This is a genomic window from bacterium, assembly GCA_035281585.1.
Lineage (GTDB): Bacteria > UBA10199 > UBA10199 > DSSB01 > DSSB01 > DATEDP01.
This window is the reverse complement of the sequence record DATEDP010000128.1, coordinates 1-18,893: the sequence shown is the minus strand read 5'-3', so window position 1 is coordinate 18,893 and position 18,893 is coordinate 1. Positions and strand designations below refer to the sequence as shown.

Sequence of the window (18,893 nt, the reverse complement as noted above, 5' to 3'; positions counted from 1 at the left end):
GTGAACGAAGTCCACGTTTTCTGCGATGACGAGGACCCCGAGGATTATTACCTGGAAGAAGTGATCCCCGGCGACACCGTCAAGGACGTCCTTTCCCGGGTCCAATACTCGCCTTCCGAATTGGTCAAGACGGTGAAGACTTCGATCGACCAACAAGTCCGCAAGGGCGCCATCAAGCCCAAGGACGGGGTCAACCTCATCGATTTCTACGAAGAGACGATGTACGGGTATACCTACCTTAGAGCGACTCCGCCGCCGGGAAACGTTTCCTGACCTTGTCTATTCTGTAGGGGCGACCCTAGCGGTCGCCCTATCTGCGGCACCGACGACGACCTTGCTTCGGGCACCCGCAAGGGGTGCCCCTACAGGCAGGAACATCACCGACATCAGCAAGGTCACGCCGAGCCCGCCAACGAAATCCAGGACGTAATGCTGCTTCATGAAGAGGATCGAAAGGGAAACGATCGCCGAGAGGACGACGAAGAGGGGCGTCAGCCCGGGCCGGTAGCGGTGGATGATGACGGTGCTGATCGTCGCCAGGGCGACGTGCAGCGAGGGGAAGCAGTTGTAAGGCTGGTCGATGTAGTAAAAGAAGCGCAAGACGTTGGTGAAGAAATCATAGGGCGGCTGCAAGTCAACCCGCAGGTTGTACTTCACCGGAAAAAGCAAGAAGAAGGTGAAGCAAAAGACCCCGGCGCCGGCGAAAGCCTTGGCCGCGGCCTTGATCGCCTCGTAGTTGCTCCAGATCAGGAAAAACGCCGTGACCGGGATGAAGTAGACGATGGAATAAAAAGGCGCGAAGTACTTGATGAAGGGTATTTGATGATCGAGGCCGATGGCGATGTCGTAGCTACGGCCCTGGGTGGCGAGGTAGGCGTTGACGCCGAGATAACCGACGATGTGCAAAGCCAGGTTGCCGAACAGCATCGCCAGTTTTTTAAGAGCCAAGGGGTCTTTCATCCTCATCCCAGTTCCATAAGAGACTTCTCAGAAAATACCTCGGCCGTAAAGGCCTCGATCCGGCTTTTCGGGCTTTTCCAATCCCGCGGTCCCAGTCCGGCTTTCTCGGCGGTATGGCTGAGGAAGGTCTCGGCGTCCCAGCCGTATTGAGTGGCGACTTGCGGGAGCAGGAGGCCGCTGCTGCAACCCTGGGTGACGATCAGGCCGTGCTTGCCGACGACGACCGCCTCGGGCCGAATCGGCTCGGGGACCGAAAGCGCGCTGATCTCGATCTCAAGCTCGGGAAGCTCGTCGGGATGCAGGGGATAGAAGCGAAAATCCTGGCTGGCGGCCGCAATGGCCATCTCTTGGACGGTCCGAAAAAGCGGGTCCGGGCTGCGAATCCGGCCGATACAGCCGCGGAGATGGCCCTGGCAATGGAGGCTGACGAAAACCCCGCCCGGCCGGGCCAAGCCCAGGGTCTCAGAAACCAAAACGTCCGCCCGTCTCTCCCGCAGCAAGAGCTCGATGGAGCGGCGAGCCAGGCGGAGCAGCTCGATTTTTTCCTGCTTGGCAAGCTCGGACATCCTAACTATCCTCGAAGCAAGGTTCTCCCATGGATGATCTCAAAAACAAGAAAATCCTGCTAGGCGTCTCCGGCGGCATCGCGGCCTACAAGGCTTGCGAGGTGACCCGCCGGCTGACCGAGCGCGGCGCCGAGGTCCGGGTCATCCTGACCAAGGCCGCCGAGAAATTCGTCACCGCCCTGAGCTTCCAGGCCCTCTCCCAGCATCCGGTCCACAGCGACCTTTTTAGCCTGACCGAGGAAAGCGAGATGGGCCACATCAAGCTGGCCGATGAAGCCGACCTTTTCCTGATCGCCCCCGCTACCGCCGATCTATTGGCCAAGCTGGCGACCGGTCTGGCCGATGACTTGCTGACCACCGCCGCTCTGGTGACCCGGGCCCCGATCCTCTTTGCCCCCTCGATGAACGTCAACATGTGGGAGAAGGAAGTGGTCCAGGAGAACATCTTCAAGCTTCAATCCCGCGGCTGCCGAATGATCGAGCCGGCCGAAGGCTATCTGGCCTGTGGCTGGGAGGGCAAAGGCCGCCTGGCCGAGCCCGAAACCATCGTCCAGGCCGTCATCGAAAACCTCCGCAGTTCGCCGGGCAGCTCCAAAAAAAAAAGTCTCGCCGGTAAAAAAGTCCTGATCAACGCCGGCCCCACCCGGGAGTACCTCGATCCGGTCCGCTATATCAGCAATCCGAGCAGCGGAAAGATGGGCTTCGCCTTGGCCGCCGCGGCCCGCCGCCGCGGAGCCGAAGTGACCTTGGTCGCGGGCCCGGTCTCGCTTCCGACGCCCGAGGGCGTCCGGCGCATCGATGTTGTCTCGGCCGAAGAAATGATGGAGGCTTGCCACAAGGCTTTTTCGGCCTCCGATCTTTTCATCGCCTCGGCGGCGGTGGGCGATTACGCACCGACTTTGCGGTCGAACAAAAAGCTCAAAAAGTCGGAGCAGGGCCTGAGCCTGGAATTGAAGCCGAGCCGGGATATCTTGAAAAGCCTGGGCTCGGAGAAAAAGCCGGGCCAGATCGTCGTCGGTTTCGCCGCCGAAACCGACAAGCTCAAGACTCACGCCCTGGAGAAGCTGAAGAAAAAGAATTTGGACCTCATCGTCGCCAACGACGTCTCGCGCCGCGACATCGGATTTTCCAACGACGCCAACCAAGTGACTTTGTTTTTCCGTCAAGGCAAGGCCAAGAGCTTGGCCAAGATGCCGAAGAGCGCCGTGGCCGAGGCGATCCTGGATGAAGTCGAAAAGCTCTTGGCGAAACGCGTAGGGGCGACCCTTGCGGTCGCCCCATCTGTGGCGATCGCCGTCGCCCTGCCCGGGGCGACCGCAAGGGTCGCCCCTACGACAGCGCGTCGGTGATCACCGGAAGGTCGACCGGCTTGTAGATTCCCTCCCGCAAAGACTCTTTGATTTCGGCGATCAGCTCCCGAGCCTTGGGCTTGCTGATGAGGCCGCGCCGAGTGTAGCTCCGCAAGTCCTTCACCATTTCCTTGGCGTAGAGCAGCTTGAGCTGTCCGGCCGGATCGGCTTGCAAGACCCGAGCCTCGGAAGGGCCCTGAAGAAACTCGATCAGGACCTCTTGGGCCAAATCGCGGTATTTGGCCACGTCCGGCTCGGCCAGCTTGTACTCGCTGTTGCGCGAGAGAAGCTCGGCCGCCCGCCGCCATTTATTGGCCCTTTGCACCAGCAGCAGGCTATCGAAGATGTGCTTGTTGGTCTTGAAGCTGAAAATCGTGCGTTTCAAGCTACGCTCGAGAAATCGGTCGAGGTCGGTATAGTCGCCCTGTCCCACCTTCTCCAAGATCTCCCAAACCTTGGGATCCATCTTTAAGTCGAAACGCATTTCCCAGTAAGTGTGGCGCAAGGCCACCGTCTCGAAGGAGCGGATGATCTTGTAAGGAACGAAAAAATTATGGGCCACCGTGTCGACCGAGAGATGGCCTAGGTAGCCGTAAACGAAGGCCTGCTCCCGCTCGTCCTCACAGCGATCCAAGAGCGGCAAGGCCACGTCCCAATGGTGGCAGTGATAAAGGTCGCCGGCGAATTTCTTGCCCAGGATGATGTCAGCGGCGATGGTCCCGTAGAGGAAGACGTCCGGGAACTTCCTGAGAGCGGCTCGGATGGCCGGGGCCAAGACCGCGGTCTGGGCCAGGGCGTGGAGGGCATAGGTCATATGGGCGCCCGGTCCCCAGGCATAGGCCGGCTCCGGCAAAAGGAAATAGACAAAGAAAGCCAAAAGGCCATAAAGGATCATAATTCCAACCCGAACCGAGCGTAGTCAAAAGCCGATGAAAACGGAAGACTTGGCTAGAAAAAAATTGGAGGCTCTTTACCTGGCCGGCGAGCGCGAGATTCCCGCGCGTTTCTCGGCGCTGGAGGAGGCGGTCGAGGCCAAGCCGGCCCCGGCTCCAAGGACCGAAACCATGGCCATCCGAGAAGCTCCCGCCAAAACCGAGGCTCCGCGCGACAAGGGCGAGCTCAAGCTCTCCCAAGCCAAGCTGGCCGAGCTCCGAGCCGAGATCGGCGAGGATTGCCGCCGTTGCCGGCTCTGCGAGAAGCGCACCAAGCTGGTCTTCGGCGTCGGCAACCCCCAGGCTGACCTGATGTTCGTCGGCGAGGCCCCGGGCCGTGACGAAGACCTCCAGGGCGAGCCCTTCGTCGGCCGAGCCGGCCAGCTCCTGACCAAGATCATCGAGGCGATGAAGTTCAAGCGCGAGGACATCTACATCGCCAACGTCGTCAAATGCCGCCCGCCCGAGAACCGCAACCCGGCGCCCGACGAGATCACCACCTGCGAGCCCTTCCTGCTCCGCCAGATCGAGATCATTCAACCTCAGGTCATCGTGGGTCTAGGCAACTTTGCCGTCCAAACCCTGCTCCAAACCGAGTCCAAGATCACCGGCCTCCGCGGCCGCTTCCACCCCTGGCCGTCGGCGGTGGTGAAAGAAAAGTTCGCCACTTCCCTGCCCGAGGGCTCGATTGGCCTGATGCCGACCTACCACCCGGCATTCCTGCTGCGGAACCCGAGCATGAAGCGGCCGGTCTGGGAAGACATGCAAAAGGTCATGGAGCGCTTGGGGAAGAAATAGCCGCCGGCTCGACCCAAAGCTGCTTCAAGAGGCTCGATTCGCGCTGATAGAAGCCCTCGGTATGAAAAGAATCGCGGAGCTTCAAGAGGGTGTAATCAAGGTGATGCATCACCTCGTGGAGCAAGGTCCTCAGGAAAGTCTTGAACGCCACCACCTGGATCCGCTTGGCGGTGCGCATCCACACCGTGATCACCGGCCTGGGCCTTTGACCGCCGCGTTCATAAAGCCCATGAAGCTCGCCCCGGGCATTGGAAGGCCGCTTCTCCAAAACCTTGACCTCAACCGCCTCGACGTTCAGCACCCGGGTCAGGGCGTTGACGAAAGCCTGGGCGCCTTGCTGGGTGTAGTCGCGGTGTCCCGCTGCCAGGGCCTTGGCGATGTAGTCCAAAAAAGGCCGAAAGCGCTCGGGCCCGGGAATGACGATCGAGGTCACACCAGCGCTCTTCTGGTAAATCTTTTTTTGGGTGGGGTTCAGGCGTTTGTAATAGTTGAAGGGCATCAGGATGACGACGCGCTTAAAATTTCCACCGCCACGCCACGCGGATCCTTGGCCTGCAGAATCGGGCGGCCGACGACGACCGCGTCGGCGCCATCGGCAAAGGCTTCTTCCGGCGTCTTCACCCGCTTCTGATCGCCCCGCTCGGCGCCGGCCGGCCGCACGCCCGGAGTCACAATCTTGAAGGAACGGGGGATCTCCTCGCGAATCGGGCGAATTTCCTGGGGCGAGCAAATGACGCCGGCCATACCCGATTGGTGGGCCAAGCGCGCCAGGCGCCCAACCTGTTCGGCCGGCGTCACGTCGAGGCCGAGCTCGCCGAGCGAGTCCATCGAGGTCAGCACCGTCACGGCCATCAAATAAGGAAGCTCGGACTTGGCTTTCTTGGCTTCCTCCTTGGCGGCGGCCGCGGCCGTCCGCATCATTTCGGAGCCGCCGCTGGCGTGCAGGGTCAACATGTCGACCTTGAGGCGAACCGCTTCGCGGCAGGCCTCGGCAACGGTGTTGGGGATGTCGTGGAGCTTAAGGTCGAGAAAGATCCGCTTGCGCTTGCGGCGCAGCCATTTGACCGAATCCGGCCCATAATGGGTGAAGAGCTTCAGTCCAACCTTGTAGAAATCGACCGCCGGTCCAAGCTTCTTCAGAACGCCTTCAACCTCGCGCATGGTCTCGACGTCGAGGGCCACGATGAGCGGGGAAAGTTTCTTCATGAGGCCGGCACCGCCCGGCGATGCAGCTCGAGCGCACGGTCGGCGGCTTTTTCGACCGGGATTTTTTCCAAGGCGCCGTCGCGTCGGGTCTTCACCTCGACCAGGCCCTCCTTCAGCCCCTTGGCGCCGACGACCAGCCGATAAGGGATGCCCAAAAGGTCGCTGTCCTTGAACTTGACGCCGGGGCTTTCGTCGCGGTCGTCCCAGAGGACCTCGACGCCGGCGGCGCTGAGCTTTTGGTAGAGCTGGCGGCTGGCTTCCATCACCGCCGCGTCGCCAACGTTCAGGCTGACCAGATGAAACTGGAAGGGCGCGATCGGATAGGGCCAAATGATGCCGTTGTCGTCGTGGTTCTGCTCGATGGCGGCAGCCGCGGTCCGGCTGACACCGATGCCGTAGCAACCCATGACCGTGATCCGCTCCTGGCCCTTCTCGTCCAAAAAATTGGCTTTCATCGATTCCGAATACTTGGTGCCGAGGAAGAAGACATGACCGACCTCGATCCCGCGGTGTTCTTCGTACACCCCGCCAGTGCAGGCTGGACAAGGATCTCCGGGCATGGCTCGGCGGAGATCGACAAAAGCCTCGACCTTGAAGTCACTCAGCTCGACGCCGGTCAAATGAAAATCACGCTCGTTGGAGCCGGCGATGAAGTCGCTCATCGCGGCCACCGCGGCGTCGGCGTAGATCGGGATCTTCAGGCCGATCGGTCCGGTGAAGCCGACGGCGCTGCCCAGCTTCTCGATGGTCGCCGGCGTCGCCATCTCGAGCTTACTGGCGCTGAAAGCCTGCTGCAGTTTGGCCGGGACGATCTCGTGGTCGCCGCGGACCAGCCCAGCCACCGGGCCCTTCTCGGTTTCAAAAAGCACGATCTTCAGCAATTGGGCCGGTGTTTTTTGTAGGAGGCGGCTGACGTCCTCCACGCTGGTCTTCCCCGGCGTTGCGACTTTCTGGAATTTTCCACCGACGGCGGCCTGGGGCATGCCCGCCACGGTTTTCAAGGCGGCCTTCTCGACGTTGGCGGCATAATCGCATTGGGTGCAGGTCAAGATGGGGTCCTCGCCGCTCTTGGCCAGGACCTGGAACTCGTGGCTCAAAGTGCCGCCGATGGCGCCGGTCATCGCCTCGACCGGCCGGAAGACCAGGCCGCAACGGGCGAAGATGCGCTTGTAAGCCTCGTACATCCGCCAATAGGTCTTCTTGGCGGCCTCTTCATCGACATCGAAGGAGTAGCCGTCCTTCATGATAAACTCGCGGCCCCGCATCAAGCCGAAGCGCGGCCGGATCTCGTCGCGGAACTTGGTTTGGATCTGAAAGAGGTTGAGCGGAAGCTGGCGGTAGGAGCTGACATTCTGCCGCACCAAATCGGTCACCGCTTCCTCATGGGTCGGTCCCAGGCAAAAATCGCGGTCGTGGCGGTCCTTGAAGCGGAGCAGCTCCTTCCCGTAGAAATCCCAGCGGCCGGTCTCCTGCCAAAGCTCGGCCGGCATCACCATCGGCAAAAGCACTTCCTGAGCCTCGTCCCGAACCATCTCCTCGCGGATGATCCGTTCGATCTTCTCCAGCGTCCTCAACGCCAAAGGCAAGAAGGTGTAAACTCCGGCAGCGGTCTTTCGGATCATTCCGGCCCGGAGCATGAGCTTGTGACTAATGACCTCGGCATCGGCCGGGGCCTCGCGGAGGGTGGGGATCAAGAGCAGGGATTGTTTCATGAGGCTGGGGCTTCCACCCATCGGTTGTGTTTCTTGATGAGTTCGATCAGTTTTTCGTCGGCGATCTCGGAGGGGATGTTCTTCTCGACGCAATCCTTGCCGACGTAGAGGTGGATCCGCCCGGGCCCGCCGCCGACATAGCCGAAATCGGCGTCGGCCATCTCGCCGGGGCCGTTGACGATGCAGCCCATGATGGCGATTTTCACGCCCTTCAGGTGCTGGGTCTTGGCCTTGATCCGCTGGGTCGTGGTCTGAAGATCGAAGAGCGTGCGGCCGCAGGAAGGACAGGCGATGAACTCGGCCTTGCTGATCCGAAGCCGCGAAGCCTGGAGGATGTTGAAGCTGAGACGAACCGATTCCTCGACCGAGGTCCCTCGAACCTCGACCGCGTCGCCCAGACCGTCCATCAGGAGCGAGCCCAGGGCCGAGGAGCCTTCGAGGATCGGCTCTTCCAGAGCCGAGGCGTCGATCGACAGTTTGAGCGGATGGCGAACGCCTTCCTTGTCGAGGATGGCGGCGGCCCGGCGATAGTCCGCAATCGAGCTCCTCGACTCGAGGCTGAGGACAACCGGGGCGGCGAGCTTCAGCACCTCGAGCCGCTTCTTCAGCTCCTCGACCGAGGAAAAGCGTAGATCGAGGACTTTATGATTCTTCTGGGCCAACCGCGCCAAATCCTTGATCGCCAAGTCCTCGCTGGCCGGCGAGACGTGGAAACGGGCGGCGTCCCAGACCACCAAGGCCTCGCGGGCGGCCGATTGATCGCGGGTGACCAATCCCAAACGGATCTCGGGCAAAAGCCCGGCGGCTTTGTCCCGCAAGGCATCGAGCTCCTCCGGCGAAACTCCCGCCGGCGGGTCCAGGAAGAGCAAATCCATTTTCGGAGCATCGGCCTTGCGTTGCTTGACCCAAGCCTCGAGCTCGGCCAAACCGCCAACATCGGAAGTGCTTAAGGGATAGGTCACGACGACGGCGTAAGTCGCGGCCGCTCCCAGCTTCCAGCCTTCGGCCAGCACCGCCTGACTGTCGCGACGCTTTCGCTCCATCGGGTTCCAGGAGATCTCGATGGGCTCGCTCGAAGGGGCGACCGAAGCGTTTTGCAGGCGGTTGAACTTACGGACCAAGGCCTGAGCCACTGGAATTTCGTAAATCGAGTCTTCGGTCAGCGAAACCCGGACCGTGTCGCCGATGCCGTCCTCGAGCAGCGAACCGATGCCGATCGCCGATTTGATCCGGCCGTCCTCGCCCTCCCCGGCCTCGGTGACTCCCAGGTGGAAAGGATAATCCATGCCCAACTCGGCCATCCGTTGAGCCAGCAATCGGTAAGCCTCGATCATGACGAAGGGCGAGCTGGCCTTCATGGAAATGATCAGATCCTTATAGCTCTCGGCTTCGGCCAGTCGGACGAACTCCAAAGCCGATTCGACCATGCCCAGCGGCGTGTCGCCATAGCGATTCATGATCCGGTCACTCAAGCTGCCGTGATTGGTGCCGATGCGCATGGCGACCCCGCGCGCCTTGCACTTGCGGACCAGCGGGATGAATTTCTCGGCCATCCGCGCCAACTCGGCCTCGTACTCGGCGTCGGTGTATTCCTTGACCGCGAAGAGCTTGCGGTCGGCGTAGTTGCCGGGGTTCACCCGGACCTTTTCGACGTGATCGGCCGCAATCATCGCGGCCTGGGGCGTGAAATGGATGTCGGCCACCAGCGGCACCTTGATGCCTTCGGCCTGCAACCGGGCCCGGATGTTCTTGAGGTTCTCGGCGTGATGAATGGTGGGGGCGGTGATCCGGACGATCTCGCAGCCGGCTTCGACCAGGCCCCGCGCCTCCTTCACCACCGCCTCGGTATCCATCGTGTCGGAGATGGTCATCGACTGGACACGGATGGGATTGGAGCCACCGACGCCGACGTTGCCAACCTTCACTTCGCGGGTTTTGCGGCGCTGGTAGGAGAAGAGCGAGGAGGTGTAGCTGCCCATGATTATTAAACTCCGACAAATTCTGCGAATTTGCTGCGCGACCCGGCAATGCCGGGTCTTGCCGAGGTTTAAACACGGCAAAAAAAAGGGGTCAAGCCCCCAGGCTTGACCCCGTGTACCCCCAAATCGCTCAACGCTTACAACAAGTGGGCGTCTTCAAAGTAGTTGGCGTCGATCGGCTTTCCATTGTTCAGCTTGGTTTCCCCGCCGTAGGTCATGGTGGCTCCGAGGAGGAGCTGATAACCGGGCTTCGGCCGGGGCATGACGCCCAAGGCATTGTTGGGATGCGGAACGTTGACTTTGTGAGTGGTTCCACGTCCGGCCGGCCGCGAAACGCTGCCAGTCGCACGCTCCGGAACCGCGCCAGCGGCCGGACGCAGCGGCTTCACGCCCTTGGGCGTATAAGTGCCGCTCACGTGGGACGAAGCCACGTAGGGCCGCCACTTGGGCAACTCGCCCGCATTGAGAGCCTTCTTCCGTTGCTTGTCGCTCATGATAGTCAGTCCGCCCAGCATGATGATGCCGGAACGCGAAACTTCGTTGTTTTGAACAGGCGTCGATTTCGGCTTGGCCGTTGGAGCCGGTTTGCCCGATTTGCCAGAGCCTTTAGGTTTACTACCGAGAGAGCCATTTAGCGCGGCAAAATCCCCGAAGGAAAAACTATTGCCGGAGGTCTCGGTCGCTTTAGGAGCTTTGGGTGCCATTAGATGTGTCCCCTTTCAAACAGCGCCTTGGAGTCCGGCGCCTCTTCTCATCCAAGCAGAATGATTAGCAACCGATGTGCCAAGCTCGCAAATCCGCGGTGAAACGGGAACCGACAAAGTCCTAACTAGCTATTTTAGATGAGGTTTTCTCCGATTGAAGCTAGACCCAAGGAATGACGCGCCGCACGGTATTGGGTCGGGATTTTTGGGGGTCTAGCCCCTCAAATTCGCCCAAATCCGGGCTTCTAGGCCTCGATTAGGCGGCCAAAGCGACCTGAAGGTTGCGGGCAATGCTGTGACGAACCTGGCGCCACTCGGCGGCACCCTCGATCATGCGGGCCTTGCGACGGCTCTCACCACCGAGGCGGTTGGAGATCGAAACCAGCTTCTTCAGCGAGGCAAGGGCCGCATCGTAGCTGTTCTGGGCTTCCTGGTTCATCGACTGGGCCTGGGTGCTGCTCAGCGACTGGCTGCGGGCCAGGGTGGCTGAACGCTGGGCCTTCAGGAGGCTGGCCTTGACGGTGTTCAGTTCGGTTTCGAAGGCGGCTTGGAGGGCCTGGGTATCGAGGCTGGGGACGTTGGCAGTAGTGGCGAAGGTCGCGATCGGGAGGGCCGGAAGCTCGGCAACCGGGGTGAAGGACTTCGAAGCGATGATGTTTTGGAATTTCGAGAGGGAAGAATTTTTCGGCTTGCTGATCAGTTGCGTGGCCATGGCCATGCTCCTTCTTCAGCATGCCCCCGGCAACGCTTTAGAACGTGTGCACCAGACTTTAAAGCAAAGGTGGTGCCAGGGCTGAAAGGTTGCTTAATATTTTATAACTATATGATATTAAATGATTTATTTTGAAAAATGAAAATTCCTCAGGACTGCATTTTCCTCGAAATTGGGGGCAGAGACCTCAAGTGAAGGAAAAGGCGGGGGAGGAAGAACCCCGAAATCAGCGGGTGGTGGCCACCGGCCTGGCCGTATACCGGGCTCCGATCGTTCGAGCCAGCCGCGCCAGGTCCCGGGCATCCGGGTCAAGGCGGCAAAGAATGGTGAAATGGGGACCCGCTTCCTGGGTCCGGCCCAAGTGACCAAGGGCCAGAATCAAATTACGCCGGTAGCCGGGGTTTTGGGGATCGGAGGTCACCGCCTGGCGGTAAAAGGTCGCAGCGTCACCGTAATTGCCGGCATCGAAGGCCATATTCCCCAGCTCGAAGGAAGCCGGTGAAAAGGAGGCATCCAAGGCCAAGGCCGCTTGAAAATCGGCCCTCGCTCCCGTCGCATCGCTGAGATTGTCCCGGCGGACCATGCCGCGGTTCAGCAAGATATGAGGATTGTTGGGATCGATTTGAAGAGCCCGGGTGAATCGAGTCAGGGCCGTCTGGGGAGCCGAGCTGCGCAGGTCCAGCGCTCGGTTATTCCAATGCCAGGCCAGGAACTCCCTCAAGCTCAGGCGAGTGTAGCGGCGGTGAGGCTGGTTGAAGCCCCCAAACACCGGATCGAGCAGGTAAGTCTGCCCATTGATGTCCAAGCCGGTGACGATGTGCTGAGCACGGTTGCCGTCGCTATCGACGTGAACCCACACCGGGTAAGGATTGAAGCCGACCCGGCTCTGCAAGTTCAAAAGCGTCTTGGTGGATTCGGTGCAGTCGCCGCGGCGGCTGGCAAAGACTTGATCGACGTTGCGCTCCGCCTCATTCTCGACGATCGTCAGTCCGAGGCCGGAGCTGGAGGTCACCCAATCGAAGACATGCTGGGCCAAGGCCCGGTTGACGCCGCTGGGCAGATTGTTGTCCGTGCGCCAGGCGGCCACGCTGGCATCGAAACGGCGCAACACCTCCACCGAAGTCGCATCGCCCGAGGCTTGCCAAGGCAGGGGCTCCAAAGCGAAGCGGCGGTAGGCCGCGGGACGGGAAACCGCCTTTTCGAAAAGCTCGGCGCCCTGCAGTCGACGGTCGGTGGCCCCTTGGGTGGAGCTTCGCCGTATGCCCGAATAGGACAGCGAGGAAAAACCGGAGTCCAGAGTGGCATCGGTCTCACCGGCGGCGAGGAGGTCTTGGTAAAGGCCTCGGGTCTGGGTATCACCCGCAAACTGGAGCTGGTATGGGGGCGTCAATCAGGGGCCCTTTCAGGCTTGAAAGCGTTGCAAATTGGTAAAGCCGATTTGAGGTTTTATCGAGGCCTTCCCAGCCTGAGTTGTGTACCATTTCCTACTTATTCGATTTTTTGGCCGAGGGCCTCGGAGAGCCGCTCCACCACCTGGCCGCTGATCGCGCTGACCATCACGAAATCGACCATGACCGGGTCTCTTTTCCCTTTATCTTCCATGATTTCGATCTCATAGCGAAGGTCGCCATTGCGCGGATAATCGGTGAACTTATAGCGCAGCTTCTTCCGGGTGGCCAAACGCTTGACGTCGGGCAGAGCCTTGACCTGGGCCAGAGCCTCCTCCTCGGAAACCAAGGCCTTGGGCCGGGGACGGGAGGCTGAGGGCATATAAGGAAGGTCGCTATCCTTCACCACCGTCACTTCCTTGATGGTGCCCTTCCCCACCTTGCGGTTGCGATAGGAAAAGTCCTGCCACCAGAGAGCGCGCTCGCGAGTGTCGAAGAGCATGCCGACGATGTATTTGCCCGGGGGCAAGCCCGAGTAATTCCCGCTGTCGTCGATACCGTCGCCCGGCACCTTGACCATCAATTGTTGGATGAAGCGGCGCAGCTCCTCGGCCGACCTCTTGTCGGCGAAGCTGCCTTTCACCACCAAAAAGAGCTTTTCATTTTTGGGAATGGGAACATCGGCGACCCAATGAGGAGTTCCGCCCGATTCTTTCTTCTTGTTGGCTTCGGCCGAGGACAAAGGCAGCAGAAGGCCCAAAGCGAAAATTCCGATGGCGAGACGGGCGGAAGATCGGCGGATCATTCCATCGCCTCCGCCCGAGCTTTGAAAAATGGCAGGTCGTCGAAATCGGAAAAGCTCTCGATTAAAAAATCCGGCCGGCATTCGACCAGCTCTTCCCTCGTCCGAAAACCGTAGGTCACCGCGCAGGTCAGCAACCCGGCCGCCCGGCCGCATTCGATATCGACGTGAGAGTCGCCGACCATCAGGCCCGGTCCCTCGCCCCGCCACTCCTGGAAGATCGGATCGAAAACCGCCGGATCCGGCTTCTGCACCGTCAGGGTGTCGCCGCCGATCAGCCAGCGGAAATGGGAGCGGACTTTCAGGCCCTCCAATATCTTTTGCGAAAACACTTCAGGCTTGTTGGTGACCACGGCCATCGGCCAATCGGCATGGCTTGCGAGGAAACGGGCGACGCCGGGATACAGGTGGGTTTCATCCAGGCAGTGATCGAGGTAGCGCCGCCAAAAACTTTGGAAAACCCGGCCGACTTTCTCTTCGCTCGGATGACCCAAGGCGTCGCGCACCAGAGTCCGGGCGCCGTGGCCGACCAAGGCCTCGATCTGCTCATGGGGCAAGGTCGGCATGCCCTCTTCCTCCAAGGCGAAGTTGAGGCTGTTGGCGATGTCCTTTTTGGAATCGATGAGGGTTCCGTCGAGGTCGAAGATCAGCAGCGGCGCCATGGCCAAGCTATACGCAGACGGCTTGGTTCAGGCAAGGCCCTTTGCGAGCAAGACCTTTTCGAGCAAGGGAACCGGAATCGCGCCGTAGCGCAAGACCGCATCGTGGAAGCGCTGGAAATTAAATCTCCTCCCCCACTTTCGCCGGCACTTCTCGCGAAGCTCGCGGAGGCGAAGCATGCCGGTCAAATAGCTTTGCGGCACGGTCGGCCGCATCGTGTACCAGTTGACGTCGGCCCGGGCCGAAGCCGGGCTCATCTTGAGCTCCTTGGCCATGAAGCGCACGGCTTGGGCATCGCTCATGGTCCCGGTATGAAGGCCGACGTCGACCAAGATGCGGCAAGCCCGCCACAGCTTGTCCTTCAATTGCAGAAGCCGGCCCCAATCGTCGTAGTAGCCGGCCTCGTGCATCAGCTCCTCGCAATAAAGGGCCCAGCCCTCGAAGAAACTGCTGCAGTTGTAGATCTTCATCATCGTGCCCGGAGCATGCTTCTGGACCGCGAACTGCAAATGATGGCCGGGATAGCCCTCATGAAGCGCGGTCACCCGCAGCGCCCCGTAGCTGTGCTCGCCGAGCAGCTCTTCCCGTTTCTTGCCTTTGGCCGTGACCGGCGTGACGAAGAAGGTGCCTTGGTTTTTGCCGCCGAACATCGGCGGGTCGACGTAGGCCGCGAAGGGAATCGTGTTGCGGGTGAATTCCGGCGTCTCGATGACCCGGAGCGATTCGCCGCGCGGCAGGCTGACGATTTTATTGCGGCGGACGAAGCTGCGCAGCGCGGCGGTCTCGCGGCGGTAGACCGAAAGCAGGCGCTCGGCCGAGGGATGGCGCCGCTTGGCCTCTTCGACCAAGCCCGGCCAGCTCTTTTTCGGATCGATGCGCCGGGCTTGCTCGACCAAGGCTCGGCGGGCCAGCTTGAATTGCTCCTCGCCGATCCGGCGCAGCCGCTTCGAATCGATCGTGTAGTGGTGGTAGTTCTTCAGCAAGAAATCATATTCCCGGCGGCCCACCGCGAAGCGTCCGGTCGAGCGCTTGAGCAAGGGCCCCCGGTAGAACTCGCGGAAGCCCTCGACGGTCGCCTTGGCCCGGGCGTAAGCCGCGCGGATCTCGGCGGCCCGCTTCGGCGCCAGCTGAAGCAGCTCCGCCCGCACGTCGGCCAGGAAGGCCAACAATCCGCCGGTCTCCTCGATCGCCAACCGGGTCCAAAGCCGGGGCGGCCGCCGCAGGTTTCGCCGGGCGGCCTCCAACAGGCTACCGGCCTCGTTCATCCGGGCCAAAGCGGCTTCGACCTTGAGCTTCGGCGAATCCACCCGGAGCAACAGGTACCAAAGGCCATAGGTCAGCTCGCCGACATACATCGAGGGATCGATCCGGTATTTGCGGGTCCGCTTCCACTCCCGCTCCCGCAGCTTCACGTCGCTGCGAAGCAGCTCCCATTCCAGCCGAGCCTCTCCCCAAGCCCGGGGCCGAGCCCGCCCAAGCTTCCGCGAGATCTTGGCCATCGCGGCCAGGTGCCGGGCGATCCGGGCCTCCGACAAATCGGCGGTCTTGGCCGCTGCCTGGAGCCGCCCCGAAGCCAAGGCCCAGACCGGTTGAAAGTCGAAAAGCTCTTGAAGGTATTCCTGGACGAGAGATTTCACTTTCTTCTCCTCGAAAAATTAAGGAATCTGGTCATGAAGGAGAATTGAATTGGGAAAGTGCCTTTATTGTCAAGAAAAGGCCGGTTGGTTCAAGCCGGTGTGCAAGGATTGCCAGAGCATGCTCGACGTCATCGGGCGGCTCGGCCCCTCCTTCTCCTTCCGCGACATGCTCGACGCTTTGATGGCGACTTCGGCGAGCAACGAGAAGATCGAGAAGTTCCTCGAGGCCGACATCAAGGGTCAGGGCAGCATTCGCGACTTGATCACCGCCCGGATGACCAACGAGCTGGCCCGAACCGTGGGCCAACCCACCGACACCGACGCCGAAAAAGTCCGTCGCATCCGGGAAGAGGAGAAGAAGCGCCCCAAGACTCCGCTCAAACCGGGTGAAGTCGACCCCTTCAGGAGATAGCTTGGCGTTTGGCGCCGCCGAAGGCTTCGGCCAGGGCTTGGGCGCTCAGCGGCCGGGTCAGAAAGGTCGCGAAATCTTCGCGCTGAGGAAGAGAATCGGCCAAAGCCAAGGTGAGATAGCTCGACAGTCCGATCATCCGGGTCTCGGGGTGGGCTTGGGCCAAAATTTCGAGGGTTCCGCGAAACTCGGGCTGGCCCAATTGAGCCCGGTCAAAAAACAAGGCTAAAACTTGATGGGTGTCGAAGGCGACCTCCAAGTCCGCCAGCTCGGAAGCTTCGAGGATCTTGACCTCGGGTCCGAAGTGCTCGGCGGCGCTGCGCCGGGTGTTTTCGTCGGCTTGGAGAAGGACCAGGGCCTCGGGCTGCCGCAAAGGGGCGGCTTCTTGCAAGGCCGCCAATTCCGCCGCCACTTCGGCCGGGCTCAAGCTTGGGCCAGCGCCCTCTTCGACCGGAGGCGGAAGGGGCTTGAGCTCGGGGCGTTTCTTTTTAGGCGGCGTAACGGCCGCCACCGGGCGAGCCGGCCGCGATAAGCTTGGTTTTTTTTTTACGGTCTTGGCGCCGACCCGGCCTTCGAGAACCGGCAGGACCCGGTTGGCCGAACGGCGGAGCTGGACATCGAGGCGATCCAATTTCCGCTCCAGGCTTTCCAGGCGAAGGCCGAGCTCCTCCACCGCCATCGAGGTGGCGATGCCAAGGAATTGACACAATTTGATCTTCAGGCTGGGCAAAAGACGGACCGAGTAGACGTTCATGATGAACAAGCCTCCGCTGTGGATAAGTCCACGGATGGACCGATGAATTTTCCTGGAAGAGGCCCCCTTATTACGCCGGGCCGAAAAGAAGTCAAGGTGAATGAGCAGGTCATTCCGAGGAGCGAAGCGACGAGGAATCCTTGCGGAGTCTCTTGGCTTAAAGAAACTCCGCAAGGATCCCTCGCTTCGCTCGGGATGACACCACTATCGCGCGGCGCGGAAAAATTTTCGCAGCCGATTCGCCGCCTCTTCGATGCGATCGATCGAAAAAACGAGACGGTAGTGATGAGGCTGATGAGCCCAGGCATCCGAGTAAACCTTGAGACCGGCCTCGCTGTAGAGCAAATCGTGGAGGTTGTTGGGCCCGAGGACGGCCTCGCCGCCGCCGCGCAAGCGCATCCGACGCCCGTAAAGGAACTCGAGGTTGGCGAGCAGCGAATATCCGCCCTGGGCCTCCAAGATCGGCAGCTGGCGCTCGCGGAAGACCTGCTCCAGCTGGTAGGCCCGGGAGCTCAGATAGGTGCGATGCTCCTCGACCAGCGGCCGCCAGTGGCTCAGCATCGCCGGCGCCACGGTCAAGGCCAGCGGATCGGGCGACGGGGCGGCGTGCCTTTGCATCGCCTGAGCCAGCCTCGGATCCCCGACCAGCGCGAAGCCGAAGCGCAGCCCGCCGGCCGCGAACTCCTTGGAAACTCCGCCGAAGGCCACCAAGCGCGAGCCCAATTCTTGCTGAAGCAGGGACATTGAAGGCGTGCGACGTTGGCGGCCCCGCCCGAAATCCAACATTCCGAAGACGTCGTCGAAGAGCAAATAGCCCTTGGCCGAACGAATTTGCTGGGAGATCAAGCGAAGGCTCTCGGGGCTGTGGAATTGACCGGCCGGATTGTTCGGCTCATTGATCAAGACGGCCGAAAGCCGGGAACCGGTGTTGAGCTCCCGCAAGAGGGCGCCGTTCTCGGTCAGGAAGCGGCCTTCGGGCCGGGTCGGATACTCGACCATTTTGGCGCCACCCAATTCGACCGTGGGGAAGAAGAGACCGTAGCTCGGGCGTGGCACGGCGACTTGAAGCGAGCCGCCGCTGATGTCGCGCAAGCCGCGGATGGCGCTGACCAACAAGGGCTGAACACCGGCGCCGAGCAAGATTTGCTCCGGCTCGACTCGAACACCGCGACTCTGGAGGAGGTACTCGACGACGGCCTGACGGGCGGTGCTTTCCAACTCGACACGCGGAGCCCGGGCCGCATCCCACAAGCCTTCGCCCAAACGGATTCGGGGATTCCATTCGGATTCGCCGAAATTCATCGCGATCGGATCGGGATGCTCGCCCCGCGGCGAGGAGTCAAAAGCCGACTTCGACTCCAAGGCCCGGGCCACCCGCTCCGAAGGCGTGAAGGTGGTCAAGATCGAATCCAAGACGCCGGGAAGGCCCTCGGGAAGCGGCTCGCTCTCCCCCGCCCGCTCCAAGAACCGGGCATAGGCGTCCTGGGTCAAGCTGGAGGCCCGGGAGTGGGTCAGGTCGGCGTAACGATTCATATAGAACTGCAACATCCGGTTTCCGCTGACCAGCGCAGCCAGGGGCAAGGCCGGTGTCGCGTAGCGCCGGTCCAGCGAATGGAGGATGTGAGTGTGCTCGGCCGCCGGGATCGAGGCTGACAGCACCTCGAGCAAGGGATGGGACGCGTTGGACAGGCGCAAAGGCTGGTCTTCCAAAACCAAGGTGTGGATACCGCGGGCCGCGCTGTTTCGAAGGAGCTGGTTCAAACCGGCGCGATCGGCCCAGGCATCCCGGGGCAACTGCAGCACCAGGACCGAAGGATTGGCCTCGCCGAGCGCGGCTTCGATCGCCGCGAAGTTGGGCCCAACCAGTCGCGGCGTGTAGGGTTCGAGGGGGAGCGGGACGGTGTCGGCGCCGTGGCCGGCGAAGAGCACGCCGCGCTCGGTCGGCAACACCCGCAGCAGGCCTTGGAGCACGGTGTCGGCATCGGGACCGAGGTGCAGGACTTCGGGAGTCAAACGGAAGCCGAAATCGCGGCTCAGCTCTCGGGCCAAGCCTTCGCGGAGGGCCGAATTCTCGAAGCCGGCGTTCGGCGTATAGCCGAGCCTTCCGCCTTCCTTCAGGCGCGCCTCCAAGCCTTGCCGAAGCAAATCCGGATAAGGCCGTCCTTCCATCAAATAGAGCATGTGGTGGGGATTTGGGACCGTCATCGCCTCGGTCGCCGAGATCGATTCCTTGGCATTGTCCGGGCGGAAAAATTCGAAACGGAAGCCCGATTGACTTTCCTGTCGGGCCAAACCGGAGATATCGGTGCCGGCGTCTTGGGGAAC

Annotated in this window: 19 protein-coding genes; 4 read left to right on the top strand and 15 right to left on the bottom strand. The window is 61.3% G+C overall.

Translation table 11 applies throughout. The features are described 5' to 3' along the window. The coding region (locus VJR29_11150; protein HKY63967.1) for an arginine decarboxylase at window positions 1–273 on the top strand (273 nt) is incomplete at its 5' end. 6 nt (window positions 274–279) lie between these two features. Here VJR29_11150 and VJR29_11145 read toward each other — a convergent pair. Both VJR29_11145 and amrA read right to left on the bottom strand, forming a co-directional pair. Further along, window positions 280–966, bottom strand: a complete 687-nt coding sequence (locus tag VJR29_11145) for a phosphatase PAP2 family protein (protein HKY63966.1) — start codon at window positions 964–966, stop codon at window positions 280–282. Beyond that, window positions 963–1,526, bottom strand: a complete 564-nt coding sequence (gene amrA, locus VJR29_11140) for an AmmeMemoRadiSam system protein A (protein HKY63965.1) — start codon at window positions 1,524–1,526, stop codon at window positions 963–965. Before amrA ends, VJR29_11145 begins: the two co-directional genes overlap by 4 nt. Window positions 1,527–1,555: 29 nt before the next feature. Between amrA and coaBC the strand changes: the two genes are divergently transcribed. Next, on the top strand, window positions 1,556–2,875 hold the full coding sequence (gene coaBC / locus VJR29_11135) for a bifunctional phosphopantothenoylcysteine decarboxylase/phosphopantothenate--cysteine ligase CoaBC (GenBank protein HKY63964.1): 1,320 nt from the start codon (window positions 1,556–1,558) through the stop codon (window positions 2,873–2,875). Here coaBC and VJR29_11130 read toward each other — a convergent pair. Continuing rightward, window positions 2,856–3,770, bottom strand: coding sequence for a zinc dependent phospholipase C family protein (locus VJR29_11130; GenBank protein ID HKY63963.1), 915 nt, complete (start codon window positions 3,768–3,770; stop codon window positions 2,856–2,858). The genes coaBC and VJR29_11130 overlap by 20 nt on opposite strands. A 34-nt stretch (window positions 3,771–3,804) precedes the next feature. On the opposite strand from VJR29_11130, the gene VJR29_11125 reads away from it, so the two are divergent. Continuing rightward, complete coding sequence (locus VJR29_11125) at window positions 3,805–4,605, top strand: uracil-DNA glycosylase (GenBank protein HKY63962.1); 801 nt, start codon at window positions 3,805–3,807, stop codon at window positions 4,603–4,605. Here the strand turns inward: VJR29_11125 and VJR29_11120 are convergent. The 10 genes from VJR29_11120 to VJR29_11075 form a co-directional block, all read right to left on the bottom strand. Further along, complete coding sequence (locus tag VJR29_11120) at window positions 4,580–5,104, bottom strand: hypothetical protein (GenBank protein HKY63961.1); 525 nt, start codon at window positions 5,102–5,104, stop codon at window positions 4,580–4,582. The genes VJR29_11125 and VJR29_11120 overlap by 26 nt on opposite strands. Continuing rightward, entirely contained in the window at window positions 5,104–5,811 is a 708-nt protein-coding gene (pyrF, locus tag VJR29_11115) for an orotidine-5'-phosphate decarboxylase (protein HKY63960.1), read from the bottom strand. Before pyrF ends, VJR29_11120 begins: the two co-directional genes overlap by 1 nt. Beyond that, entirely contained in the window at window positions 5,808–7,523 is a 1,716-nt protein-coding gene (locus tag VJR29_11110; GenBank protein HKY63959.1) for a proline--tRNA ligase, read from the bottom strand. Before VJR29_11110 ends, pyrF begins: the two co-directional genes overlap by 4 nt. Then, complete coding sequence (gene ispG / locus VJR29_11105; protein ID HKY63958.1) at window positions 7,520–9,502, bottom strand: (E)-4-hydroxy-3-methylbut-2-enyl-diphosphate synthase; 1,983 nt, start codon at window positions 9,500–9,502, stop codon at window positions 7,520–7,522. The genes VJR29_11110 and ispG overlap by 4 nt, the downstream gene beginning before the upstream one ends. Before the next feature lie 137 nt (window positions 9,503–9,639). Further along, complete coding sequence (locus VJR29_11100; GenBank protein ID HKY63957.1) at window positions 9,640–9,996, bottom strand: hypothetical protein; 357 nt, start codon at window positions 9,994–9,996, stop codon at window positions 9,640–9,642. Between the two features lie 466 nt (window positions 9,997–10,462). Beyond that, on the bottom strand, window positions 10,463–10,918 hold the full coding sequence (locus tag VJR29_11095) for a hypothetical protein (GenBank protein HKY63956.1): 456 nt from the start codon (window positions 10,916–10,918) through the stop codon (window positions 10,463–10,465). Window positions 10,919–11,144: 226 nt separating this feature from the next. Continuing rightward, window positions 11,145–12,308, bottom strand: coding sequence for a tetratricopeptide repeat protein (locus VJR29_11090; GenBank protein ID HKY63955.1), 1,164 nt, complete (start codon window positions 12,306–12,308; stop codon window positions 11,145–11,147). Window positions 12,309–12,406: 98 nt separating this feature from the next. Further along, window positions 12,407–13,111 (bottom strand): hypothetical protein, encoded by a 705-nt coding sequence (locus VJR29_11085; protein HKY63954.1) that lies wholly within the window; start codon window positions 13,109–13,111, stop codon window positions 12,407–12,409. Beyond that, the gene (locus VJR29_11080) at window positions 13,108–13,770 is read right to left on the bottom strand and encodes an HAD-IA family hydrolase (protein HKY63953.1); all 663 of its coding nucleotides are present in this window, start codon (window positions 13,768–13,770) and stop codon (window positions 13,108–13,110) included. The genes VJR29_11085 and VJR29_11080 overlap by 4 nt, the downstream gene beginning before the upstream one ends. 27 nt (window positions 13,771–13,797) lie before the next feature. Continuing rightward, window positions 13,798–15,405, bottom strand: a complete 1,608-nt coding sequence (locus VJR29_11075; GenBank protein ID HKY63952.1) for a DUF885 domain-containing protein — start codon at window positions 15,403–15,405, stop codon at window positions 13,798–13,800. A gap of 49 nt (window positions 15,406–15,454) precedes the next feature. On the opposite strand from VJR29_11075, the gene VJR29_11070 reads away from it, so the two are divergent. After that, entirely contained in the window at window positions 15,455–15,817 is a 363-nt protein-coding gene (locus VJR29_11070) for a hypothetical protein (GenBank protein ID HKY63951.1), read from the top strand. Here VJR29_11070 and VJR29_11065 read toward each other — a convergent pair. Both VJR29_11065 and VJR29_11060 read right to left on the bottom strand, forming a co-directional pair. Continuing rightward, window positions 15,807–16,568, bottom strand: coding sequence for a hypothetical protein (locus VJR29_11065; GenBank protein ID HKY63950.1), 762 nt, complete (start codon window positions 16,566–16,568; stop codon window positions 15,807–15,809). The genes VJR29_11070 and VJR29_11065 overlap by 11 nt on opposite strands. A gap of 204 nt (window positions 16,569–16,772) precedes the next feature. Further along, window positions 16,773–18,893, bottom strand: a 2,121-nt coding sequence (locus VJR29_11060) for an aminotransferase class I/II-fold pyridoxal phosphate-dependent enzyme (protein HKY63949.1), incomplete at its 5' end; no start/stop codon positions are given.